This window comes from Dermacoccus sp. 147Ba (genome assembly GCF_004151355.1).
GTDB lineage: Bacteria > Actinomycetota > Actinomycetes > Actinomycetales > Dermatophilaceae > Dermacoccus > Dermacoccus abyssi.
Genome location: NZ_SEHL01000006.1, coordinates 154,752 through 177,583, shown reverse-complemented (window position 1 = coordinate 177,583; position 22,832 = coordinate 154,752). Strand labels below are relative to the sequence as shown.

Sequence of the window (22,832 nt, the reverse complement as noted above, 5' to 3'; positions counted from 1 at the left end):
TCAGTTCGGACCGAACGCCACCGTGAGGGCTCGCTCGAGATCTGCGGCGAGGTCGCCCGCGTCCTCGAGGCCCACGGACAGGCGCACCGTGCCGTCGGTGATGCCGATGGCAGCGCGCGCCTCCTCGCCCATGCGGCGATGGGTCGTCGTGGCGGGGTGGGTGGCCATCGACTTGGAATCGCCGAGGTTGTTGGAGATGTCGACGATCTCGAGAGCGTTCATCAGGGCGAAGGCCTCGGCCTTGCCGCCGTCGATCTCGAACGTCACGACCGTGCCGCCGCCACCCATCTGCCGCTTCGCCAGCTCGTGCTGGGGATGTGAGGGAAGGAAGGGGTAGAGCACGGTGCGCACTCGGGGGTGCGCTTCGAGCTGTTCGGCCAGACGCAACGCCGCTGCGGCCTGCGCCTCGACGCGTAGACGCATCGTCTCGAGCCCCTTGAGCAGCACCCAGGCGTTGAACGCCGAGAGTGTCGGTCCGGTGTGACGCACAAGGTTCTGCACGGGCCCGTCGATGAACTCCTTCGGCCCGAGGATCGCCCCGCCGAGCACGCGGCCCTGGCCGTCGATGTGCTTGGTGGCCGAGTAGACGACGATGTCGGCGCCGTGTGCGAGCGGCTTGCTGAACACGGGCGTTCCGAAGACGTTGTCGACGACGACCTGCGCACCGGCGCCGTGCGCGAGGTCGCAGACCGCTCGCATGTCGACGAGCTCCTGCATCGGGTTGCTCGGCGATTCGAAGAACACGGCGGTGGTCGGCTCGGCCAGCGCCTTGCGCCACTGCTCGAGGTCAGGTCCGTCGACGAAGACCGCCTCGACGCCCCACCGCGGCAGGATCTCGTCGAGGATGACGAAGCACGAGCCGAAGAGCCCCCGCGAGGCGACGACGCGGTCGCCGGCGCCCAGCAGCGCGGCGAGGGCCGTGAACACCGCCGACATGCCCGATGCAGTGGCGGAGCACGCCTCAGCCCCTTCGAGGGCCGCGAGGCGCTGTTCGAGCATCGCTGTCGTCGGGTTGCCGTACCGGCTGTAGACGAACCGCTCGCTCTCCCCGGCGAAAGCGGCCTCGGCGGCTTCGGCGCTGTCGTAGACGAAGCCGGAGGTGAGGTACATGGCCTCGGCCGTCTCCTCGAAGCCGCTGCGGGCCAAGCCTGCTCGGACAGCGAGGGTGTCGGGGCGAAGGGTGGGCTCACTCACCGGATGCTCTCCTTCCCACGGGCAGGTTTACTGCGCGTGGTGCGTCGGGGAAGCCGGGCGGGCCCGGCTGTTTCCATAACGCAACCTTATGAAGAAGTGTCTGCTTCGCTATCTCGACCGCTTCGATGTCCAACCGGTGGACGATGGCGGGGGGCTCAGCGCAGGTGGTGCGTGTCGTTGGTGAACGCGACCTGCGCGTTCCCGTCGCGCCATACCTCGATGCCGGTGAGCGAGCCCGGTGCTGCCGCGAGCCTCCACGCCGCATCGATGTCGAGCCCGAGCACCGCCGAGAGCACCGACATGATGGCGATCCGGTGCGTCACGACGACGACCGCTCCCCCGCGCTCCACGGCGCGCTCGAGCGCGTCGGAGATCCGCGCGTCGAGCTGTGCGCGCGTCTCACCGCCGGGGGCGCTGTACGTGGCGTCATGGCGCAGACTCGACAGCCCGGCGGCGTCCCGAGCGTGGATCTCCTTGAAGCTGAGGCCGTCCCACTCGCCGAAGGCCTGCTCGTCCCAATCCTCGTCGACCTGCGTCTGCACGCCCAGCGCCTTCGCGACCGGCGCTCCGGTTTCGATGGCCCGCGCGAGCGACGACGTCACGACGCTCACGGTCTCGGCGCCTGAGACGAGCGCGCCGACGGCCCGCGCGACGCGCTCCGCCTGGTCGCGACCGGCCGCGTTGAGCGCGGGGTCGGCGCCGCCACGGCCGTCGAGCTTTCCGCCCGTCGTGAAGTCGGTGACGCCGTGACGCACGAGAACGATGCGGGTCGGCTTGCCGAGGTCGGGGTTCGACGTCACCGGGGCGACGGTCTTGGCTTCGCGCTCGGTCGTGTCCGGTTCGCTCGTGCCCCCCGGGGCCTCGTCCTTCGTTGCTCCGCCAGGCGCGCCCTCATCGTCGGTCTCACTCGTCGAATCGTCGGGCTGCCACGCGTCGCGACGCACGGTCACGCCGTCCATGCCGTCGTTCGACAGCTTGTCGGCAGCCTTGTTCTTCTCGCGCGGGATCCATTCGTAGGTGACGGCCCCGCCGGCACTGGCGATCTCGGACGAGATGGTGCGCGCTTCGGCGGCGAGACGCTTCATGTCCTCGTGCTTGATCTTCCAGCGACCCGACATCTGCTCGACGACGAGCTTGCTGTCCATGCGCACCGTCACTGCCGCGGACGGTTCGTGGTCGAGTACGGCCCGAAGCCCCTCGATGAGGCCGGTGTACTCGGCGACGTTGTTCGACTCCTTGCCGAGCGGCGCAGCCCGCTCGGCCAGCACCTCCCGCGTCTCGCCGTCCCGGACCAACGCGCCGTATCCGGCAACACCAGGATTACCGCGCGACCCTCCGTCAGCTTCGACAATGAGGCGTCGTGTCATGGCGAGATCCCTTCGGGGTCAGCGTTGTTCAGCGACGCGAGGCGTCGGCCAGAGACAGGGTCGGGTCGAGGGGGCGCCCCTTCCGACGTGCGTCAGACGTCGGATTCGGCCGTGCGCACGAGAATGCGGCCACACTCGTCACAGTTGACGACCGTGTCGGCCGAGGCCGCCTTGATCCGGGCGAGGTCACTCGCGTTGAGCTCGAGGCCACAGCCCATGCAGCGACGTCCGTGCAGCGCGGCGGCGGCCACACCGCTACGCGCCCGGATGCGGTCGTACTCGGTCAGCAGTTCGGCGTTGATCGTGGGTGCCATGTCGGCGCGCTTGCTCGCGACCTGGGCCCGCTCCACGTCGAGCTCCTTCGAGTCCGCGGCCATCGCGTCCTTGAGTTCCTTGACCTTCACCTCAGCGGCGTCGGCGGCCTTGGTGAAACCGTCGAGGCGCTCACGCAGTTCCTCGGCACGCTCCATGATCTCGAGTTCGGTGTCCTCGAGAACGCTCTGGCGACGGGCCAGGGTGTCGAGCTCGTGCTGGAGAGCCTGAAGGTCCTTCGCCGTGCCCTGACCCGCGTCGAGACGCTTTCGGTTGCGCGCAGCACGCTCACGCACCTGCTCGACGTCGGCCTCGCTGCGGCTGATCTCGCGTTCGACGTCCGACACGGCGGTCTGAGCGAGAACCATCTCCTCCGTCGCGGAGTCAGCGGTGGCCTTCGCCTCGGCGAGCTCCTTGGCCTGCGGCAGGTTGGCCAGACGGTGGTCGATCTGGTCCAGACGCGTGTCGAGCTTCTGCAGGTCGAGCAGCTTCCACTGCTGCTGAAGTTCTGCCTTCACTGCTGTTCTCCTTCGCTTGTCGAGACCAAGAAGTCCCAAGGGTCGGTGCGGCGGCGCGAGACGGCCACCTCGAGGTCGGCGCCTTCGGCGCCAACGGCGTCACGCAGGCGTTCACTCGCGTGCTCGAGCCACAGCCACTCACTGGCCCAGTGCCCGGCGTCGACGAGGAAGAGCGGCTTGTCGGCCGCGTCCTCCTCGCGCGATTCGATGGCGGGGTGGTGACGCAGGTCCGCCGTCACATAGACATCGGCTCCGGCCGCACGGGCGGCGCCGAACTCACCGTCACCTGCGCCACCGAGCACGGCGACGCGGGCGACTTCGGCGTCCGGGTCACCCGAAACCCGCAGGCCCACAGGAGCGGGCGGCAGTTTTGACGCGAGGCGTTCGCAGAAGGCACGCAGCGTCATCGGTGACTCCAGGTCGCCGACCCGGCCGAGCGGCTGGCCCTCGGTCTCGACGAGCGGCTCCACGCCTCTCAGGCCGCACGCGACGGCGAGCGCGTCGTTGACGCCGGGCGTCGCCACGTCGGCGTTCGTGTGCGCGGCGTACAGCGCGACATCGCCGACGACGAGAGCCGTCACAGCGCGGCCCTTGCCGCTCGTCGTGGCAACGGACTTCACGCCGCGCATGAGCAGAGGATGGTGCGTGACGAGCAGGTCGTACCCGCCGTTCACGGCCTCGTCGATGACGTCGAGGGCAGGGTCGACAGCGAAGAGCACTCGCTCGATCGGCTGCGCCGGGTCGCCCGTGACCAGGCCGACGGCATCCCACGACTGAGCGGTCGACGGCGGATAGAACCCGTCGAGAATTCGCGTGACCTGCGCCAGCGTCGTGGTGGAGTTGTTCATGTGGGCCCCGCCGGGATCGAACCGACGACCGACGCGGTGTAAACGCGTTGCTCTACCAGCTGAGCTAGAGGCCCCGAGCCCGGTTGGTTGCTGCGGGCACGAAGGGCAAGCCTACCCGTCGCGTGCCGCCCCACCGTCGGGCCTGCTCGTCAGAGCGCTTCGAGCGCGCCCGTGAAGTCACGCGCCTCACCGGGGCCGTTGACGAGCGACCAGCGCACCGTCATGTCGGCATCGACGAGGAACGTTCCACGAATGGCGAATCCGGCGTTCTCGTCGAAGACCCCGTACGCCTTCGCAACCTCGCCGTGCGGCCAGAAGTCCGAGAGCAGCGAGAAGTCGTAACCCTGGTCCTCGGCCCACGCGCGCTGGGTGAACATCGGGTCACAGCTGATGCCGACCACGCGCACGGAGGCGTCGTCGAAGCTCGGCATCGTGTCGCGGATGGTGCACAGCTCACCCGTGCAGATGCCCGAGAAGGCGAAGGGGTAGAACACGATCAGCGTGGGCCGCTCGGTGACGATCTGCGACAGCGTCACGTCCTCACCGAATTGGTTCTTGAGCGTGAAGTCAGGAGCCTTGGAACCCTCGGTCACTGTCGTCATGGTTCGTCCCTTTCGTCGGTGCGCGATCAGCGCTGTTTGGCCGTGCCGCCCTGCACGAGCTTCGTGCCGATCCAGTCCTCGCCGACCTTGAACGTCGAGCTGGCCTTGAGGCCAGCCGTCGTGGCCGCTTCCTGGATGTCGGCGGCGTCGACGTTCTCGGGGCTGCCGACCTTGGGAACGATGAGCAGGACGAAGCCCTTCTCCTCGAGGGTCGCGAGCGAGTCGACGATGTCGTCGGTGAGGTCGCCGTCACCGTCGCGGAACCACAGCAGAACGGAGTCGACGCTGCCGTCGTAGTCCTCGTCCTCGATCTCCGAACCGACGATCTCGGCAATCGCATCTCGCCACGATTCCTCGACGTCGTCGTCCCAGCCGATCTCCATGACGACGTCGTCAGCGGAAAAACCGATCTTGGCCGCCGGATGTGCCCCTGCGGTCTGGTTCACGTGGTGCGTCCTCTTTCTTGCTACGGGGGCGCATGCGCGCGTACCCCTCGACGATGTTCCCTCGGGCAGTTCGCCCGAAGGTGCTTTCAGGTTAGTCCACAAGGTCGCGACGCACATTGCAAGGTGGTGTGCCGTTTCCGGAGTTGTCGCACGCCCAACTCGCAAGGGAATTCGTACCGATCAGTAGCCCTCCCCGGTTTCCCACGACGCGCCTTTCGGGGGCAGGATGGGGGCAGTGGCGCGTGCCAGGTAGCGCCGACGAAGAAACTGAAAGGACGCACCGTGTCCCTTGATGAAGCCGGCCCGATTCTCAATGGCATCCCGAGCCAGTTGCCGGACGTCGATCCGGAGGAGACCCAGGAATGGCTCGACTCTCTCGACGGTGTCATCGACGAGCAGGGCCGTAACCGCGCCCGCTACGTCATGCTCAAGCTCCTCGAGCGTGCCCGCGGCCAGCAGATCGGCGTGCCGTCGCTGACCGCGACGGACTACATCAACACGATCGGCCCCGAGTCCGAGCCGTGGTTCCCGGGCGACGAGGACATGGAGCGCAAGTACCGCGCCTGGATCCGCTGGAACGCTGCGGTCATGGTGCACCGCGCGCAGCGCCCCGACGTCGGCGTCGGCGGCCACATCTCCACGTACGCCTCGGCCGCGACGCTCTACGAAGTCGGCTTCAACCACTTCTTCCGCGGCAAGGACCACCCGGGCGGCGGTGACCAGATCTTCATCCAGGGCCACGCCTCCCCCGGTATTTACTCGCGCGCCTACCTCGAGGGTCGCCTGAGCGAGGAGCAGCTCGACGGCTTCCGTCAGGAGAAGAGCCACTTCATCGACGGTGAGCCCGCCGGTCTGCCGAGCTACCCGCACCCGCGCAACATGCCGGAGTTCTGGGAGTTCCCGACGGTGTCCATGGGCATCGGCCCGATGAACGCCATCTACCAGGCCATGGTCAACAAGTACCTGCACAACCGTGGCCTCAAGGACACGTCCGAGCAGCACGTGTGGGCCTTCCTCGGTGACGGCGAGATGGACGAGGTCGAGAGCCGCGGCGCCCTGCAGTGGGCAGCCAACGAGGAGCTCGACAACCTCACGTTCGTCGTCAACTGCAACCTGCAGCGCCTCGACGGTCCGGTGCGCGGTAACGGCAAGATCGTCCAGGAGCTCGAGGCGTTCTTCCGCGGCGCGGGCTGGAACGTCATCAAGGTGCTGTGGGGCCGCGGGTGGGACCCGCTGCTGGCCCAGGACCGCGACGGCGCGCTCGTCAACATCATGAACAAGACGCGTGACGGCGACTACCAGACCATCCGCGCCAACGACGGCGCGTTCGTGCGTGAGCACTTCTTCGGTCAGGACCCGCGCACGCGCAAGATGGTCGAGAGCTGGTCGGACGACGACCTGTGGTGGAAGCTCAAGCGCGGTGGCCACGACTACCGCAAGGTGTACGCCGCCTACAAGGCCGCCACGGAGCACACCGGCCAGCCCACCGTCATCCTCGCGCACACCATCAAGGGCTACTCGCTCGGCACGCACTTCGCGGGCCGTAACGCGACGCACCAGATGAAGAAGATGACGCTCGAGGACCTCAAGATGTTCCGCGACTCGCTGCAGATCCCGATCAGCGACGAGGAGCTCGAAAAGGACCCGTACCGTCCGCCGTACTACCACCCGGGTGAGGACGACCCGGCGATCCAGTACCTCATGGAACGCCGCGCCAAGCTCGGTGGCGGACTGCCGTCGCGCAAGGGCCGCTCCGGTGAGCTGACGCTGCCGGGCGACGAGGCCTACAAGATCGCGAAGAAGGGCTCCGGCAAGCAGGAAGTGGCCACGACGATGGCCTTCGTGCGCATCCTCAAGGAGCTCATGCGCGACAAGGAGTTCGGCAAGCACATCGTGCCGATCATCCCCGACGAGGCGCGCACGTTCGGTATGGACGCGTTCTTCCCGACGGCGAAGATCTACAACCCGCACGGTCAGCACTACCGCTCCGTCGACGCCGAGCTCATGCTCGCCTACAAGGAGTCGCCGCAGGGTCAGCTGCTTCACCTGGGCATCAACGAGGCCGGTTCGGTGGCGGCGTTCACCGCCGTCGGCTCGGCGTACGAGACGAACGACGTGCCGATGGTGCCCGTCTACGTCTTCTACTCGATGTTCGGTTTCCAGCGCACGGGTGACTCGATCTGGGCGGCTGCCGACCAGATGGCTCGCGGCTTCCTCATCGGAGCCACCGCCGGTCGCACGACGCTGACGGGCGAGGGTCTGCAGCACGCGGACGGTCACGGCCTGCTACTCGCGGCGTCCAACCCGGCGATTCGCGCCTACGACCCGGCTTACGGGTACGAGATCGCGCACATCGTCCAGGACGGCCTCAACAAGATGTACGGCCCGAACGCCGAGAACGTCATCTACTACCTCACGGTCTACAACGAGCCGCTCGTGCAGCCGGCCGAGCCGGAGAACGTGGACGCCGAGGGCATCCTGCGTGGCATCTACAAGCTCAAGGACGGCTCGTTCGACGGTGTCGGCGAGAACGCTCCGCGCACGCAGCTGCTCGCTTCGGGCGTCGGTGTGCCGTGGGCTCTCGAGGCCCAGGAACTGCTCAAGGACGACTGGGGCGTCGTCGCCGACGTGTGGTCGGTGACGTCGTGGAACGAGCTGCGTCGTGACGGTCTCGAGGCCGACGAGCACAACTTCCTCCACCCGGACGAGGAGCGTCGAGTCCCGTACGTCACGCAGAAGCTGCAGGACGCCCCCGGGCCGGTCATCGCGACGTCCGACTCGATGCGTCAGGTGCACGACCAGATCCGTCAGTACGTGCCGGGCGAGTACCACTCCCTCGGCGCCGACGGGTTCGGTTTCTCCGACACCCGCGCTGCGGCTCGTCGCTTCTTCCACATCGACGGTCCGTCCATGGCGGTGCGCGCACTGCAGTCGCTGGCCGACCGCGGTGAGGTTGACAAGGACGTGCCGAAGCAGGCCGCCGAGAAGTACCAGCTGCTCGACGTGCGTGCCGGAACCTCCGGCAACGCCGGCGGCGAGTCGTAGACCGACACCGCCAGAGCAATAGCGAGGGGCCGGTCACCGCTGAACTGCGGTGACCGGCCCCTTCGTGCACCGAGGCGGACGCGCGTCAACGCCGGCTGAGGTACCTCTCGCGTGCGAGAACGGCGATGTCCGGCATGTCCGAGAAGATCCCGTCGATGCCGGTGGCGTACAGCTTCTCGAGATAGTCGACGACCTGACCGAAATCGCCGGGGTTGCTTCCGTTGCGCAGGTCCGCGGGCAGGAAGTCGTTCTCGGCCCGCACCGTCCACGGGCACACCTGGAGGCCGACCGCGTGGGCATCGCGAACGAGAGACGTCGGAGCACCGAGGGTGTTGTCCGCGTTCCAGGCGATGACCTGCTTGACCGACGGCCCCAGACCGTCGAGCAGGTGTGCCCACTCCCGCAGCCCGGCCGGTGACGTCAGGTGGGCGTAGGAGCGCTTCTTCGGGTCGGCGAAGGGGCCGCCCTTCGCGTCAGTGAGGAAGACGAGTGGTGCCTTCACCTTGAAGCGAGTGCGCAGGTCGAGCAGGTTCTGCAGTTCGAACGACTGGATGAAGATCGGGGCACCGGGCCGGTCGAGCCCGTAGGTGCGGATGAGCGGGACGAGCTTCTCCTCGAGTGGCTTGCCCTGCGCGCGAAAGTACGTGGAGTGCTTCGTCTCGGGGTAGACGCCGATCGTGCGCCCGAGCTCGCGCTCCAGTTCACCGCGCACCTTGAGCACCTCCTCGAACGTCGGCACCTGCCACAGCCCGTCGTAGATCGTGTTGTGCTGACGCAGCTCGGGCAACCTCTCCACAGCGCGCAGCGTCCGGAGCTCGGCGAGCGTGAAGTCCTCCGTGAACCATCCGGTGACCGGTTTGCCGTCGAGCGACTTCGTCGTCTTGCGCGAGGCGAACTCGGGGCGCTTCGCGACATCCGTCGTGCCCGAGATCTCCGGCTCGTGACGTACGACGAGCACGCCGTCCTTCGTGATGACGAGGTCCGGTTCGATGATGTCGGCACCCATGCGTGCCGCCAGACGGTAGGCCTCGAGTGTGTGCTCGGGGCGGTAGCCGCTCGCCCCGCGGTGTCCGACGACGTAGGGCTCGCGGTAACGCGCACCGTGTCCATGACGTCGATGACCGGAGATCGTGGAGGCCTGTGCGGCATCGCCCAGAGCGAACGCCGCCGCCGAGGCGGTGGTGAGTGACAGGAGTGATCGTCGCTTCATGAAGGCCATGAGACCGCCTCGGTGTGATCATGGCGCGTCGGGGAAGTGAACAGGGAACGAACCGGGGAACCCGGCCTCGGCGGCCGTGACGGTACGGTGTGGCGCATGGTTGCGCACTCCCCCGTCTCCGACGCATCGATGACGGCGATCCACCGGGCGAGTTCGGCCATGGCCACCCACGCGAGCGCCCGCGTCGAGAGCCGTCACGCATGGTTCTCCGACCTCGCGGCCGACGATCGCAGCTGGATCGGCGTCATCGCGCAGGACGGCATCCGCTCCTTCCTCGGCTGGCTACGAGACCCCTCCGTCGACGACTCGCACGCCATCGACATCTTCGCCAACGCCCCGCGCGAGCTGGCGCGGCGCATCACCCTGGAACAGACCCTCGACCTGCTGCGCACCGTCATCGAGGTGGTCGAGGAGGAAGCGCCGCAGCATGCGCGGGCCGAGGAGCGCGCCACCGTGCGCGAGGCCGTCCTGAGATACGCCCGCGAGGTGGCGTTCGGGGCCGCGCACGTCTATGCCCGAGCCGCGGAGTCACGCGGCGCGTGGGATGCCCGACTCGAATCCCTCGTCGTCGACGCCGTCGTCCGCGGCGAGCCGGACGAATCCCTCGGCTCGCGTGTCAACGCTCTCGGGTGGGCCGAGGTGCGCGGCGTGACGGTGGTCGTCGGCTCCAGCCCCGCGGGCGGCGAGTCGAGCGTCGTCGACCCGCTGCGGCGCGCCGCCCGTCACGCCGGCCTCGAGGTGCTCGTCTCGGTCGAAGGGCGACGCATGATCGCCATCATCGGGCCGGTGACGGATCCGATCGAAGCCGCGACCACCCTCGCAGATCATTTCGGACCGGGCCCCGTCGTCTGTGGCCCCAAGGTGCCCCACCTCTACGCTGCCGGGCGATCCGCCCGCGACGCCATCCGCGGTTACGAGGCGGCGCCGGCGGCACCACAGCTGCCTCGCCCGACCCGAAGCGGCGACCTGCTCGCGGCCAGGGCCGTTGCGGGAGACGACAAGGCGCGACGCGCGTTGGCCTCCATCGCGACCGGCACGCTCGACGTGGGTTCGCCACTGGGCGACACGGCCCGCACGTACCTGCGCACGGGTTCGCTCGAAGGCACCGCGCGCGAGCTGTTCGTCCACGCCAACACTGTGCGATACCGGCTCGGACGCATCCTCGACGCCACCGACCTCGACCTCACGGACACCCATGACGCGTTCGCTCTGCGGCTCGCGATCATGTTCGCCGACCTCGAGGCCGGGCGCCGCGCACGGCGCCCCCGCGGGGACGTCGGCTTGTAGGAACGCTACAAAGCACACTCGCGAAGTTCGTCGCCCGCCCGGTCGCAGTGCAGGGGCCAGGCCGGGCAGAGTGGAACCGTGCTTGCGATCGTGTGCCCTGGACAGGGCTCCCAGACCCCCGGTTTCCTTCGCCCGTGGCTTGAGCTGCCGGATTTCCGCTCCCGCATGACCTGGCTGTCGGCCTGCGCGGGTATGGACCTCGTGCACTACGGCACCGAGGCCGACGCGCCCACCATCAAAGACACGGCCGTCGCGCAGCCCCTCATCGTCGCGAGCGGGCTCGTCTCGCTTCTCGCGCTGTTCGAGCACCCCGTCGAGGGCTTCCGTTCGGTCAGCGCCGGTGCGGGCCACAGCGTCGGTGAGATCACCGCAGCTGCCGCCGCGGGCGTCCTCACGGCCGAGCAGGCCATGGTGTTCGTGCGTGAACGCGGCGCCGGAATGGCCGACTCAGCCGCCGTCACCCCCACCGGCATGAGCGCCGTCATGGGCGGCGAGCAGAGCGAGGTCGTCGCCCACCTCGAGGCCAAGGGCCTCACCCCCGCCAACATGAACGGCGCCGGCCAGATCGTCGCCGCGGGCACGCTCGAGCAGCTCGAGGACCTCAAGGCCGAACCGCCGGCCAAGGCCCGCGTCGTGCCGCTGCCGGTCGCCGGAGCGTTCCACACCGAGCACATGGCGCCCGCGCTGGACCGCCTCTCTGCCTTTGCCGGCGCCATCTCGACGCACGACCCGCGCATCCCGCTCGTGTCGAACAAGGACGGTCTCGTCGTCCACGACGGCACGAAGGTGCTCAAGCGTCTCGTCACCCAGGTGCGCAACCCGGTTCGCTGGGATCTCACGATGGAGACGTTCAAGGCCATGGGCGTCACGGGTCTCATCGAGATTCCCCCGGCGGGCACGCTCGTCGGCCTGGCCAAGCGGGCGATGCCCGGCGTCGAGACGCTCGCCGTCAAGACCCCGGACGACCTCGACGATGCGCACCGCATGGTGCGGGAGCACGGCGTGCTCGAGGACGACATCGAACCGGCTTGGCGTCTCGTCATCGCGCCGGCCAAGGGCACGATCACCCGCGCGCCGCTGGCCGAGGGCGACACGATCCGCCCCGGCGAGACGATCGGCCAGGTCGTCACCGCACGTGACGCCTATAACGCCGTGGCGCCGCACGGCGGACGCATCATCGAGTGGCTCGTCGAGGACGAGGACCCGGTGTCGCCCGGCCAGCCGCTCGTCCGCCTGCACCCGGCAGGTGCGTGATGGCGACGATCACCCAGCGCACCGGAGCCGAGTTCACCCGCGTGCTCGGCGTGGGTGCCTACCGCCCGGAACGCCTCGTGACGAACGACGAGATCGTCGGTCCGATCGACTCCTCCGACGAGTGGATCCAGGAGCGATCGGGCATCAAGACCCGTCGCTTCGCGCGCCCCGAAGAGACGATGCTCGACATGGCCGAAGCCGCCGCCCGTGAGGCGATCGCGAACTCCGGCATCGACCCGTCACTCATCGACGGCGTCCTCGTCGGTTCGGTCACCCATCACCTGTTCACCCCAGCGGCTGCACCGATGCTCGCCGACCGCCTCGGGCTCGACAAGCCCGCAGCCATCGACATCGCCGCGGCGTGCGCCGGCTACTGCTTCGGCATCGGCCTGGCCTCGGACATGATCCGCTCCGGCGATGCGAGCCACGTGCTCGTCATCGGCGCGGAGAAACTGACGGACGTTCTCGACCTCACCGACCGCGGTTCGGCGTTCATCTTCGGTGACGGCGCCGGAGCGGCCGTCGTCGGCCCGAGCGACCACGTCGGCATCGGCCCGACGATCTGGGGCAGCGACGGCTCCGGTTGGGAGTCGATCCGTCAGGTAGGCGAAGGCCACCAGGCCGACCCCAAGATCACGATGGCCGGCCAGTCCGTCTTCCGCTGGGCCGTGTGGAGCATGGCTCCGGTGGCACTGCAGGCCGTGGAGGCCGCAGGGCTGACGCCGGACGACATCGACGTGTTCATCCCCCACCAGGCCAACACGCGCATCATCGACGCGATGGTCAAGCAGATGAAGCTGCCCGAGCACGTCAAGGTCGCCCGCGACATCGTCGACATGGCCAACACCTCCGCGGCGTCAGTGCCGCTGGCTGCCGAGCGGATGATCCGTGAGGGCCAGGCCAAGAGCGGCGACATCGCGCTGCAGATCGGCTTCGGTGCCGGCCTCGCGTACGCCGCGCAGGTCATCGAGATTCCGTAACCCACCAGTTCCCGCGCCTCGGCGGGTAACCCGAGGTGAGTCAGATACCGACCTCGATCGAATGCCGATCGAGCAACCACAAGGAGAGACACCATGGCTGCTTCCGAGCAGGAGATCCTCGCCGGCCTCGCCGAGATCGTCAACGAGGAGACGGGCATCGACGCCTCGTCGGTCCAGTCGGACAAGTCCTTCACCGACGACCTCGACATCGACTCGCTGTCGATGATGACGATCGTCGTCAACGCCGAGGAGAAGTTCGGCGTGCGCATCCCGGACGAAGAGGTCAAGAACCTCGTCACCGTCGGCGACGCCGTCAACTACATCAAGAACGCCCAGGCCTGAACCTTCACCAGGCCGGACGACGGTGGCTCACCCGCTCGGTGAGCCACCGCGTCCCACCCGCTTCCGTCACACCCCGCATCGAGGAGTTCGCCTCATGAGCGAGAACCGCCGAGTCGTCATCACCGGCCTTGGAGCCACCACTCCGCTGGGCGCCACCGCGCCCGCCACCTGGGAAGCTCTGCTGGCCGGCAAGAGCGGCGCCCGCACCCTTGAGGAGAGCTGGGTGAGCGAGTACGAGCTGCCCGTCACCTTCGCCGCCACGCTCGCCGAGAGCCCTGCCTCGACGCTGGCGAAGGTCGAGCTCAAGCGCATGGACCCGTTCACGCAGTACGCCATGGTGGCGGCTCGCGAGGCGTGGGCCGACGCCGGCTCCCCCGAGGTCGAGCCGGAGCGCCTCGCCTCCGCCATCGGTACGGGTATCGGCGGCGTGCAGTCGCTGCTCGACCAGTACGACGTGCTCAAGGAGAAGGGCGCGCGTCGCATCTACCCCCTCACTGTGCCGATGCTCATGCCGAACGCTGCCTCCGGCAACGTGTCGATGGAGTTCGGCGCCAAGGCGGGCGCTCACACGTCGGTTTCCGCGTGTTCGTCGGGTGCGGAGTCGATGGGCTTCGCGGCCCAGATGATCGCCTCCGGTCGAGCCGCCATGGCCATCGCCGGCGGTAGCGAAGCACCGATGCACCCGCTGCCGATCGCCGGTTTCGCTGCTGCGCGCGCCATGTCGACGCGCAACGACTCCCCCGAGACTGCTTCGCGTCCGTGGGCTCCCGACCGTGACGGCTTCGTGCTCGGCGAGGGCGCGGCTGTCGTCGTGCTCGAGGAGTACGAGCACGCCAAGGCCCGTGGCGCCACGATCTACGCCGAGTTCGCGGGGCTGGGAATGTCCGCTGACTCCTACCACATCACCGCCGGCGACCCGGAGGGTGCAGGTGCCGCTCGCGCCATGACCGAGGCCATCACGAGCGCCGGGTTGACGCCCGCCGACATCGTGCACATCAACGCTCACGCCACCTCGACGCCGGTCGGTGACGTCGCGGAAGCCACCGCGATCCGACGCGCGTTCGGTGACGCTGCCGGTGGCATCGCGGTCACCGGCACGAAGTCGATGACGGGCCACCTCCTCGGTGCCGCAGGTGCACTCGAGACGCTCATCGCGGCGCTCACCGTCCACCACCGCCTCGTGCCGGCCACGATCAACGTCGACGAGGTGGACGAGCCGTTCGCCGACCTCGACCTCGTGCGCGGCGAGGCGCGCAAGCTGCCCGACGGCGACGTCGCCGTTCTCAACAACTCGTTCGGCTTCGGCGGCCACAACGTCGCCGTAACCCTCAGGAGTGCTTCATGAACGCCCTCACCGCTGCGCCGGAGGCGCCTGCCGCCGACCCGCGCGACCCGAACCTGCGTCTGGAGAACTTTCTCGACGACGGCACGGTGGAGATCATCAACGAGGTCGAGAAGTCGGGCTTCGTCTCGGCGCGTGGCCGCGCGAACGGCGCTCCCGTCGTCGTGTTCTGCTCGGATGCTCGCGTCCAGGGCGGCGCCATGGGCGTCGAGGGCTGCAAGGCGATCGTCGAGGCGTACGACATCGCTCTCGCTGAAGGCACGCCGATCATCGGCCTGTGGCACTCGGGCGGCGCCCGTCTCGCCGAGGGGGTGGTCAGCCTCCACGCCGTGGGTGAGGTGTTCGCCATCATGACGCGCGCCTCGGGCAAGATCCCGCAGATCTCCGTCGTCATCGGAGCCGCCGCGGGTGGCGCGGCGTACGGCCCGGCTCTCACGGACGTCGTCATCATGGCCGAGAAGGGCCGCATCTTCGTCACCGGTCCGGACGTTGTGCGCAGCGTCACCGGCGAGAACGTCGACGCCGCGCGTCTGGGTGGCCCGGAGCCACACGGGCGTCGTTCGGGTGTGGTCCACGTCGTGACGGAGACCGAGGACGAGGCGTTCGAGCGCGGACGCCTGCTCGCCTCCCTCATGGCCGATCAGCGTGAGTTCGATGTCGCGGGCACCGAGGAACGCGACCTGGGCGAAACGTTCCCCGAGAACGCGAAGCGTGCCTACGACGTGCACCCGCTCGTCGACAACCTCTTCGACGACGCGGCCGAGATCATCGAGCTCCACGCGAAGTGGGCGCCGAACATCGTCACGGCCCTGGGGCGTTTCGGTGGACGCACGGTCGGCGTCATCGCGAACAACCCGATGCGCCTCGGTGGCTGCCTCGACTCCCCCGCCGCCGAGAAGACGGCCCGCTTCGTGCGTATGTGTGACGCGTTCGGCATCCCGCTCGTCGTCCTCGTTGACGTTCCGGGTTACCTGCCGGGCGTCGGCCAGGAGTGGGACGGTGTCGTGCGTCGCGGCGCGAAGCTGCTGCACGCGTTCGGCGAGTCGGTGGTCCCGCGCGTGACGCTCGTGACGCGCAAGACGTACGGCGGCGCATACATCGCGATGAACAGCCGTTCGCTCGGCGCGACGAAGGTGTTCGCGTGGCCGAGCGCGGAGCTGGCCGTCATGGGTCACGTCGCGGCCGTGCGCATCCTGCACCGCCGTCGTCTGGCCGAGGTCGAGATCGACGACCGTGCGCGCGTCGAGGAGGAACTGGCAGCGGAGCACGCAGTGCTCGCCGGCGGCTTGGAGCGCGCGCAGGAGATCGGTGTCGTCGACGAGGTCGTCGAGCCGACGAAGACGCGCGGAGCACTCGTGGCTGCGCTCGCCGAGGCTCCGGCTCGCCGAGGCGAGCACGGCAACATTCCGCTGTGACGTTCGCTCACTGACTGCACGCGAAAGGGCGGTGCCTCCCCCAGAGGAAGGCACCGCCGTTTGGTGTGTGGGCGTCGGGGTCAGCCGACGCGGTGGAGCCAGCGCACGGGCGCACCGTCACCGGCGTACCGGAAGGGCTCCAGTTCCTGGTCCCAGGCCGTGCCGAGCAGTTCGGCCATCTCGGCGCGGAACTCCTGCGGGTCGCCGCCGCTCGCCATGAGGGCGCTGCGCAGTCGGTCCTCGCTGACGACGGCGTCGCCGCTGGCGGAGGTCCAGGTGTGATGGATGCCCAGGCTGGGCGTGTGCGACCAACGCGAGCCGTCCGTGCCGGCCGAGGGCTCTTCGGTGACCTCGTAGCGCACGTGATCCCAGCCGCGCAGGGCGCTGGCGAGCCGCGCGCCGGTACCGGCGTCACCGGCCCAGCTGAACTCGGTGCGCACGAGGCCGGGCGCGACGGGCTGATCGGTCCACTCGAGGGACACGTCGAGGCCCAAGATGCTCTCCAGGGCCCATTCGATGTGCGGGCACAGCGCCGCTGGGGTGGAGTGAACGAACACCACCCCGCGGGTCATGACGCGTGAGGACGTCATCGACATCCGAACCTCCTGTGTGCGCGAGGGACGTCTTCCCCAACGACCTCATGCGATTTCAGGTGTTCGAACTGTGCGGTTGTGGCCCCATCATGCCTCACGGGGCACGGCGAAGGCGAGAACGCCGCGCGGGCGGGCGCGGTCGAAAACTGGACTTCGGAGTAGGGCGGGTGGGGCTTGAACCCACGACCCAAGGATTATGAGTCCTCTGCTCTGACCGGCTGAGCTACCGCCCCGAGCCCGGCGCTCAGGCGCCCGGCACTCGCGGAAGTGTAGCCGCTCGCCCCCAAGGACGAGTCCGCAGCCAACACCGGGTGCAGCGCCCACGTGGCCGCGAACCTCCAAAACCCTGTCATACCTATGCTTGTGTGTTTGTACCGATTAGGTCACAGGTGAGCATCCGGTAGCGCTCATCCGTGCAGGCGTTACTACGCTCACATCCATGACTGGAGCCACCACTGCCACCGAGCAGTCCGACATCCGGGCGAAGCGCGGCGAGCCGCTCGTCGTTCTCGAGGGTGTCAACAAGCACTACGGTGACCTGCATGTCCTGAAGGACATCAACCTCACGATCAACCGCGGCGAGGTCGTCGTCATCCTCGGCCCGTCGGGTTCGGGTAAGTCGACGCTGTGCCGCACGATCAACCGCCTCGAGACGATCGAGAACGGCACGATCCAGATCGACGGCAAGGAGCTTCCCGCCGAGGGAGCGGGCCTCGCGAAGCTGCGCGCCGACGTCGGGATGGTCTTCCAGTCGTTCAACCTCTTCGCCCACAAGACGATTCTCGACAACGTGACCCTCGGCCCGATCAAGGTGCGCAAGAAGTCCAAGGGCGACGCCGAGTCGCGCGCCATGGAACTGCTCAAGCGCGTGGGCGTCGACCACCAGGCCAAGAAGTTCCCGGCCCAGCTCTCCGGCGGTCAGCAGCAGCGTGTGGCCATCGCGCGCTCTCTCGCCATGGAGCCGAAGGTCATGCTCTTCGACGAGCCCACCTCCGCCCTCGACCCCGAGATGATCAACGAGGTCCTCGACGTCATGGCGCAGCTGGCCAAGGAGGGCATGACGATGATCGTCGTCACGCACGAGATGGGCTTCGCCCGTCGCGCTGCCGATCGCGTCATCTTCATGGCCGACGGCGAGATCCTCGAGCAGGCTGAGCCCGAAGAGTTCTTCACCAACCCCAAGTCCGATCGCGCCAAGGATTTCCTCGGCAAGATCCTCACCCACTGACCCTCGGGTCAGGTCTTTTACCAGGAGGAAATCCATGATGAAGCGCGCAATCGCCACGGTCGGCGTCGCGTCCCTCGCCCTCGGCCTCAGCGCCTGTGGCGGCAGTGACGACGAGTCGAGCTCCGGCTCGGGCGACAAGGTCAAGATCGGCATCAAGTTCGACCAGCCGGGTCTCGGCCTCAAGGCCGGTTCCGACTACAAGGGTCTCGACGTCGACGTCGCCAAGTACGTCGCCAAGGAAATGGGCTACGAGGCGGACAAGATCGAGTTCGTCGAAACGCCGTCCAAGCAGCGCGAGAAGATGCTCGAGAACGGCTCCGTGAAGATGATTTTCGCGACCTACTCGATCACCGACAAGCGCAAGAAGGTCGTCTCCTTCGGCGGCCCCTACTTCATCGCTGGCCAGTCGGTCCTCGTGAAGTCGGACAGCTCGATCAAGAGCGTCTCCGACCTGTCGGGCAAGAAGGTCTGCTCCGTCACCGGTTCGACGTCGGTCGACAACCTCAAGGAGAAGCAGCCGAACCTCGTGCCCCAGAAGTACGACAAGTACTCCGAGTGTGCTGACGCTCTCGCCTCGGGCGCCATCGAGGCCATGACGACGGACAACACGATCCTCGCCGGCTACGCCAACCAGGATGCCTACAAGGGCAAGTTCAAGCTCGTCGGTGACCCGTTCACCGAGGAGAAGTACGGCGTCGGCCTCAAGAAGGGCGACAAGGCCACCTGCGAGAAGGTCAACGCCGCGATCAAGAAGATGGTCGACTCCGGCGAGTGGAAGAAGGCCGTCGAGGCCAACCTCGGCGCCGACTTCAAGTACGACACCAAGGTGAACCCGCCGAAGTCGTTCGAAGCCTGCTCCTGATCTATCTGACGCGGCGGGTGGGGCCGGTGAACTTTCACCAGCCCCACCCGCCTCGCACGTTCCGAAAGGCATTGCATGTCAACGCTTTTCAGCGATTATGATCTGCTGTCCGCGCTGTGGATGACGATCAAGCTGACGATTGCTGCGGCTATCGGTTCCCTCGTCGTGGGCACCCTGGTCGCCGTTCTGCGCATGTCGCCGGTGCCGATGCTGCGTTTCCTGGGCACCTCGTACGTCAACATCTTCCGCAACACGCCGCTGACGCTCATCATCCTGTCGTGCAACCTCGTGCTGTGGGCAAAGCTGGGTATCAACCTGGCTGACAGCAAGAGCCCCGACTTCTTCGACACGAACAACTTCCGCCTCGCGGTCGTCGGTCTCGTGCTCTACCACGCGTCGTACGTCTGTGAGGCGCTGCGTTCCGGTGTGAACACCATTCCGCTCGGGCAGGCCGAGGCCGCTCGCTCGATCGGTCTGACGTTCGGGCAGTCGCTGCGCGAGGTTATCCTCCCCCAGGCCTTCCGCGGCTCGATTGTTCCGTTGGGCAACGCCCTGATCGCCCTCACGAAGAACACGACGGTCGCCGTCGTCATCGGCGTGGCTGAAATGGCGGCAATGCTCGCGAAGGTCACCGAGGACGACCCGGGTCTGCTCAACCAGGCCTTCGTGGCCTCGGCGATCGCCTTCGTCCTCCTGACCCTGCCGACCGGACTCCTCGTCGGCCACCTCGGCAAGAAGTTGGCGGTGAAGCGATGAGCGCCGGAGTTCTCTTCGACGCGCCGGGCCCCAAGGCCCGCCGTCGTCACATGATCCTGACCGGGGTCGGTGTCCTGCTGTTGGCAGCCGTCCTCTGGGTCGTCTACAAGCGACTTGACGACAAGGGACAGTTCACGGCCGCCATGTGGAAGCCGTTCACGGATCCTGAGCTGTGGAAGGAATACATCCTCCCCGGCCTCGTGGGCACGCTGAAGGCGGCCTTCGCCGGCATGATCGGCGCGACGATCTTCGGTGTCATCTTCGCGATGGCTCGCATGTCGCAGATCAAGCCCCTGAGCTGGGCCGCGGGTGTCATCGTCGAGTTCGGGCGCGCCGTCCCCGTCCTGCTCATGATGCTGTTCCTCTACGGCGCACTCACCCGCGGCGGCGCCGAGGACATCCACGCCTTCATCGCGACCGTCACGGCCCTCGTCATCTACAACGGTTCCGTGGTCGCCGAGGTCATCCGCTCCGGCGTCGACCAGCTGCCCAAGGGCCAGCGCGAGGCGGGTGTCGCGATCGGTCTGACCGACTCGCAGACGCTGCGTTCGATCCTGCTCCCCCAGGCTGTCACCGCGATGCTGCCGACCCTGATCAGCCAGCTCGTCGTCATCCTCAAGGACACGGCGCTGGGTTACCAGGTTCAGTACGGCGAGATGCTCTACAAGGGCAAGAACGCCTCGACGATCTTCGCCAACATCGTGCCGACGCTCATCGTCATCGGCACGATCTACATCCTGCTCAACTACGCGATCTCCAAGGTCGCCGTGCTCGCTGAGAAGTGGCTGCAGAACCGCGGCCGCGCAGCCGAGGACAGCGCTCAGGGCGGCGGCCCGGCGAGCGGCGTCACAGCCGGTGTCGCAACGGTCGGGGCCCCCGGCGTCGACCTCGCCGCACACAACAAACAGGTGTAGGTCGATCCCTCGACGAGGCCCCCACGGTCTGATCGTGGGGGCCTCGTTCGCACCTGTTCACCGACCCGGAGACGGGCAACGAAAAAGGGCCGCTTTCGCGGCCCTTCTCGTTGTGCTCCCCCACTTGGACTCGAACCAAGAACCCTCCGATTAACAGTCGAATGCTCTGCCAATTGAGCTATAGGGGAATGCTTGACCCAGCGGCCCGGGCTCTCACCCGAACGTTTGGCGCGCCGTAACTGTAGCAAAGGTTTCTCAGCCGTTCATAATCGCCTTGCCACCGGTTCAGCGCATGCCGGCCTCACGCAGTCGGTTGAGCTGGGTCTGCAGTTCGAACAGCCTCGCGCTGGCCGCGCGGGAGTCGTCGGCGTAACCGCTCGCGCCCGGGTCCAGACGGCGCAGGCGGCCCAGAGCGTCGGCGATCGCCGCGTTGAGCGCGCCCTCCTGCACGTTCTGGATGAGCGCCCCGACGTAGCGCTCGTCGGGGCGCCCCGTCGTCGGGTCGAGCTTCGTCGGCAGGTCGCGCACGACGAGTTCGGTGAGCACGTCGTGCAACTGCGGGTCGGTGCTCGAGCGGATGGCCTCGTTCCACGCCCCGATGGACGTCACACGTGACGGCCCGCCCGCCTTGATCGCAGCATCCAGGATGAACCGGTGCGCCGGCGCGCGAAGGTCGCCGGGGCGCAGTTGCTCGAAGACGGTGCCCTTCAACGACTCGGGGTACTGGAGCATCACCTGGAGCAACTGCCGCTCCCCCGCGATCGTCGGATCACGAGGATCCGGCTTGGGGATACCCGGACGCTCCGGCGCGACCGGGATGCCCGCGTCGGGGCGACTGGCTGTCTCGTTCTGCTGCTGCCCCTCAGGTGGACGCTGGGCCGTGGCACGCCGGTTCTCGTAGCGTCGAGCCGTACCGCCCTTGGGCGCGGTACGAACGGCGGCGTTGAGCTGTTCGATCTCAACACCGATCCAGCCCGCCACCGTGCGCACGTACTCCGGACGCAACGTCGTGTCGCGGATGCCCGCAATGATCGGCGCAACAGCCTTCATCGCCGATACGCGACCCTCGGCGTGGTCGAGATCGAACCCGAAGATCGTCGTACGCACCGCGAACTCGAACATGGGCACCGCGTCGTTGATGAGGGCCTTGACCGCCTCGTCGCCGTGGCGCAGCCGCAGGTCGCACGGGTCCATACCGTCCTTCGCGACGGCCACGAACGACTGGGACGCCCAGCGCTGATCCTCCTCGAACGCCTTCATCGCTGCCTTCTGGCCGGCTGCGTCGCCGTCGAAGGTGAAGATGACACGGGCCGGCGTACCACCGGCCTCGTCCCGCATGATGCGGCGCAACGACTTGATGTGGTCGACGCCGAAGGCCGTGCCACAGGTCGCGACGGCGTTGTCGACGCCGGCCAGGTGCGCGGCCATGACGTCGGTGTACCCCTCGACGACGACAGCGCGGCGCTCACGCGAGATCGTCTTCTTCGCGAGGTCGAGGCCGTAGAGCATGTGGGTCTTCTTGTAGATCGGCGTCTCGCTCGTGTTGAGGTACTTCGCCTCGATGCGGTCGTCGTCGAAGATCCGGCGCGCGCCGAAGCCGACGGTGTCGCCCGTGATGTCACGGATCGGCCACACCACTCGCCCGCGGAAGCGGTCGTAGAGCCCGCGCGAGGACTGCCCCGCCAGACCAGAGGCCGTCATCTCGTCGGGGTTGAAGCCCTTGGCCTGGAGGTGCGCGACAAGAGCGTCACCGGAACGCGGCGCAAAGCCGACGCCGAAGTGCTTGGCGTGGGTGCCGTTGAAGCCCTTGGCCCGCAGGAAGTCACGCCCGGCGCGGGCATGCTCGCCCTTGTCGCCGATGAGCCGCTCGAGGTAGAACTCCTCGGCCACCCGGTGGGCCTCGACGAGACGCATGCGGCGCCCGGCCGGCTCGCGGTCGGGGCGCTCGCCCTCCTCGTAGCGCAGCTCCAAGCCGACCTTCGCGGCCAGACGCTCGACGGCGTCCGTGAACGTGAGGTGCTCGAGCTCCATGACGAAGGAGATGACGTCGCCCGACTGGCCACACCCGAAGCAGTGGTAAACGCCGACAGCGGGGCGCACGGTGAAACTCGGCGTCTTCTCGTCGTGGAACGGACACAGGCCCTTGAGCGAACCGGCACCGGCCCGACGCAGCGTGACGTGCTCGGAGACGACGTCCTCGATGTCCACGCGGTCCTTGACGGCAGCGATGTCCTCCGCCTTGATGAGACCGGCCACGTCGCTCCTTCCGGGATCTTCACGCGTCCCCTCAGTCTAGGCGCGAGGGGTG

At 67.8% G+C, this 22,832-nt stretch carries 20 protein-coding genes and 3 tRNA genes; 11 read left to right on the top strand and 12 right to left on the bottom strand.

Annotated features, from left to right (window positions below; translation table 11 throughout):
- From EVU97_RS09775 to EVU97_RS09745, 7 genes are all read right to left on the bottom strand, one after another.
- Positions 1-1,194 (bottom strand): O-succinylhomoserine sulfhydrylase, encoded by a 1,194-nt coding sequence (locus tag EVU97_RS09775; protein WP_129665391.1) that lies wholly within the window; start codon positions 1,192-1,194, stop codon positions 1-3.
- Between the two features lie 155 nt (positions 1,195-1,349).
- Complete coding sequence (locus EVU97_RS09770) at positions 1,350-2,561, bottom strand: bifunctional RNase H/acid phosphatase (RefSeq protein ID WP_129665389.1); 1,212 nt, start codon at positions 2,559-2,561, stop codon at positions 1,350-1,352.
- Positions 2,562-2,653: 92 nt separating this feature from the next.
- On the bottom strand, positions 2,654-3,391 hold the full coding sequence (locus tag EVU97_RS09765) for a zinc ribbon domain-containing protein (protein WP_129665387.1): 738 nt from the start codon (positions 3,389-3,391) through the stop codon (positions 2,654-2,656).
- Entirely contained in the window at positions 3,388-4,239 is an 852-nt protein-coding gene (locus EVU97_RS09760) for a Nif3-like dinuclear metal center hexameric protein (protein WP_129665385.1), read from the bottom strand. The genes EVU97_RS09765 and EVU97_RS09760 overlap by 4 nt, the downstream gene beginning before the upstream one ends.
- Position 4,240: 1 nt before the next feature.
- A tRNA-Val gene (locus EVU97_RS09755) sits at positions 4,241-4,313 on the bottom strand.
- A gap of 75 nt (positions 4,314-4,388) precedes the next feature.
- Entirely contained in the window at positions 4,389-4,841 is a 453-nt protein-coding gene (locus EVU97_RS09750) for a peroxiredoxin (protein ID WP_047312091.1), read from the bottom strand.
- Positions 4,842-4,867: 26 nt separating this feature from the next.
- Positions 4,868-5,287, bottom strand: coding sequence for a DUF3052 domain-containing protein (locus EVU97_RS09745; RefSeq protein WP_082128838.1), 420 nt, complete (start codon positions 5,285-5,287; stop codon positions 4,868-4,870).
- Positions 5,288-5,569: 282 nt separating this feature from the next.
- Between EVU97_RS09745 and aceE the strand changes: the two genes are divergently transcribed.
- Positions 5,570-8,332, top strand: coding sequence for a pyruvate dehydrogenase (acetyl-transferring), homodimeric type (aceE, locus tag EVU97_RS09740; RefSeq protein ID WP_129665383.1), 2,763 nt, complete (start codon positions 5,570-5,572; stop codon positions 8,330-8,332).
- Between the two features lie 85 nt (positions 8,333-8,417).
- Here the strand turns inward: aceE and EVU97_RS09735 are convergent, their stop codons facing one another.
- A complete protein-coding gene (locus tag EVU97_RS09735; protein ID WP_240730193.1) occupies positions 8,418-9,551 on the bottom strand; it encodes a glycerophosphodiester phosphodiesterase in 1,134 nt (377 codons plus the stop codon).
- A 96-nt stretch (positions 9,552-9,647) separates the two neighbouring features.
- On the opposite strand from EVU97_RS09735, the gene EVU97_RS09730 reads away from it, so the two are divergent.
- The 6 genes from EVU97_RS09730 (at position 9,648) to EVU97_RS09705 (ending at position 16,171) form a co-directional block, all read left to right on the top strand.
- On the top strand, positions 9,648-10,838 hold the full coding sequence (locus EVU97_RS09730; RefSeq protein WP_205744885.1) for a CdaR family transcriptional regulator: 1,191 nt from the start codon (positions 9,648-9,650) through the stop codon (positions 10,836-10,838).
- Between the two features lie 78 nt (positions 10,839-10,916).
- The gene (locus tag EVU97_RS09725; protein ID WP_129665379.1) at positions 10,917-12,092 is read left to right on the top strand and encodes an acyltransferase domain-containing protein; all 1,176 of its coding nucleotides are present in this window, start codon (positions 10,917-10,919) and stop codon (positions 12,090-12,092) included.
- The gene (locus EVU97_RS09720; protein WP_129665377.1) at positions 12,092-13,072 is read left to right on the top strand and encodes a beta-ketoacyl-ACP synthase III; all 981 of its coding nucleotides are present in this window, start codon (positions 12,092-12,094) and stop codon (positions 13,070-13,072) included. Before EVU97_RS09725 ends, EVU97_RS09720 begins: the two co-directional genes overlap by 1 nt.
- A gap of 93 nt (positions 13,073-13,165) precedes the next feature.
- Positions 13,166-13,414, top strand: a complete 249-nt coding sequence (locus EVU97_RS09715) for an acyl carrier protein (protein WP_047312086.1) — start codon at positions 13,166-13,168, stop codon at positions 13,412-13,414.
- Positions 13,415-13,508: 94 nt separating this feature from the next.
- Positions 13,509-14,759: a beta-ketoacyl-ACP synthase II gene (gene fabF / locus EVU97_RS09710; protein WP_129665375.1), complete on the top strand. Its 1,251-nt coding sequence runs from the start codon at positions 13,509-13,511 to the stop codon at positions 14,757-14,759.
- Positions 14,756-16,171, top strand: a complete 1,416-nt coding sequence (locus tag EVU97_RS09705; protein WP_129665373.1) for an acyl-CoA carboxylase subunit beta — start codon at positions 14,756-14,758, stop codon at positions 16,169-16,171. The genes fabF and EVU97_RS09705 overlap by 4 nt, the downstream gene beginning before the upstream one ends.
- 80 nt (positions 16,172-16,251) lie before the next feature.
- On the opposite strand, the gene EVU97_RS09700 is transcribed toward EVU97_RS09705, so the two are convergent.
- Complete coding sequence (locus EVU97_RS09700) at positions 16,252-16,767, bottom strand: DUF3145 domain-containing protein (RefSeq protein WP_047312083.1); 516 nt, start codon at positions 16,765-16,767, stop codon at positions 16,252-16,254.
- A 156-nt stretch (positions 16,768-16,923) separates the two neighbouring features.
- A tRNA-Ile gene (locus tag EVU97_RS09695) sits at positions 16,924-16,997 on the bottom strand.
- Positions 16,998-17,203: 206 nt separating this feature from the next.
- Between EVU97_RS09695 and EVU97_RS09690 the strand changes: the two genes are divergently transcribed.
- The 4 genes from EVU97_RS09690 (at position 17,204) to EVU97_RS09675 (ending at position 20,524) form a co-directional block, all read left to right on the top strand.
- Positions 17,204-17,992 (top strand): amino acid ABC transporter ATP-binding protein, encoded by a 789-nt coding sequence (locus EVU97_RS09690; protein WP_187034723.1) that lies wholly within the window; start codon positions 17,204-17,206, stop codon positions 17,990-17,992.
- Between the two features lie 34 nt (positions 17,993-18,026).
- Positions 18,027-18,854 carry a glutamate ABC transporter substrate-binding protein gene (locus EVU97_RS09685; protein WP_047312082.1) on the top strand — a complete coding sequence of 276 codons (828 nt, stop codon included), beginning with the start codon at positions 18,027-18,029 and terminating at the stop codon, positions 18,852-18,854.
- A gap of 75 nt (positions 18,855-18,929) precedes the next feature.
- Positions 18,930-19,610, top strand: coding sequence for an amino acid ABC transporter permease (locus tag EVU97_RS09680; RefSeq protein WP_129665371.1), 681 nt, complete (start codon positions 18,930-18,932; stop codon positions 19,608-19,610).
- Entirely contained in the window at positions 19,607-20,524 is a 918-nt protein-coding gene (locus EVU97_RS09675) for an amino acid ABC transporter permease (protein WP_129665369.1), read from the top strand. The genes EVU97_RS09680 and EVU97_RS09675 overlap by 4 nt, the downstream gene beginning before the upstream one ends.
- A gap of 115 nt (positions 20,525-20,639) precedes the next feature.
- Here the strand turns inward: EVU97_RS09675 and EVU97_RS09670 are convergent.
- Both EVU97_RS09670 and dnaG read right to left on the bottom strand, forming a co-directional pair.
- Positions 20,640-20,712 (bottom strand) — tRNA-Asn (locus EVU97_RS09670).
- A gap of 97 nt (positions 20,713-20,809) precedes the next feature.
- Complete coding sequence (gene dnaG, locus EVU97_RS09665) at positions 20,810-22,780, bottom strand: DNA primase (protein WP_129665367.1); 1,971 nt, start codon at positions 22,778-22,780, stop codon at positions 20,810-20,812.
- Between the last annotated feature and the right edge of the window lie 52 nt (positions 22,781-22,832).

Bases quoted from the DNA above. Each gene is read 5' to 3' on its own strand.
- fabF (WP_129665375.1), top strand. From the start codon at position 13,509: ATGAGCGAGAACCGCCGAGTCGTCATCACCGGCCTTGGAGCCACCACT.
- EVU97_RS09675 (WP_129665369.1), top strand. From the start codon at position 19,607: ATGAGCGCCGGAGTTCTCTTCGACGCGCCGGGCCCCAAGGCCCGCCGT.
- EVU97_RS09690 (WP_187034723.1), top strand. From the start codon at position 17,204: ATGACTGGAGCCACCACTGCCACCGAGCAGTCCGACATCCGGGCGAAG.
- EVU97_RS09700 (WP_047312083.1), bottom strand. From the start codon at position 16,767: ATGTCGATGACGTCCTCACGCGTCATGACCCGCGGGGTGGTGTTCGTT.
- EVU97_RS09750 (WP_047312091.1), bottom strand. From the start codon at position 4,841: ATGACGACAGTGACCGAGGGTTCCAAGGCTCCTGACTTCACGCTCAAG.
- EVU97_RS09685 (WP_047312082.1), top strand. From the start codon at position 18,027: ATGATGAAGCGCGCAATCGCCACGGTCGGCGTCGCGTCCCTCGCCCTC.
- EVU97_RS09730 (WP_205744885.1), top strand. From the start codon at position 9,648: ATGGTTGCGCACTCCCCCGTCTCCGACGCATCGATGACGGCGATCCAC.
- EVU97_RS09720 (WP_129665377.1), top strand. From the start codon at position 12,092: ATGGCGACGATCACCCAGCGCACCGGAGCCGAGTTCACCCGCGTGCTC.
- EVU97_RS09705 (WP_129665373.1), top strand. From the start codon at position 14,756: ATGAACGCCCTCACCGCTGCGCCGGAGGCGCCTGCCGCCGACCCGCGC.
- EVU97_RS09680 (WP_129665371.1), top strand. From the start codon at position 18,930: ATGTCAACGCTTTTCAGCGATTATGATCTGCTGTCCGCGCTGTGGATG.
- EVU97_RS09770 (WP_129665389.1), bottom strand. From the start codon at position 2,561: ATGACACGACGCCTCATTGTCGAAGCTGACGGAGGGTCGCGCGGTAAT.
- EVU97_RS09735 (WP_240730193.1), bottom strand. From the start codon at position 9,551: ATGGCCTTCATGAAGCGACGATCACTCCTGTCACTCACCACCGCCTCG.
- EVU97_RS09715 (WP_047312086.1), top strand. From the start codon at position 13,166: ATGGCTGCTTCCGAGCAGGAGATCCTCGCCGGCCTCGCCGAGATCGTC.
- EVU97_RS09760 (WP_129665385.1), bottom strand. From the start codon at position 4,239: ATGAACAACTCCACCACGACGCTGGCGCAGGTCACGCGAATTCTCGAC.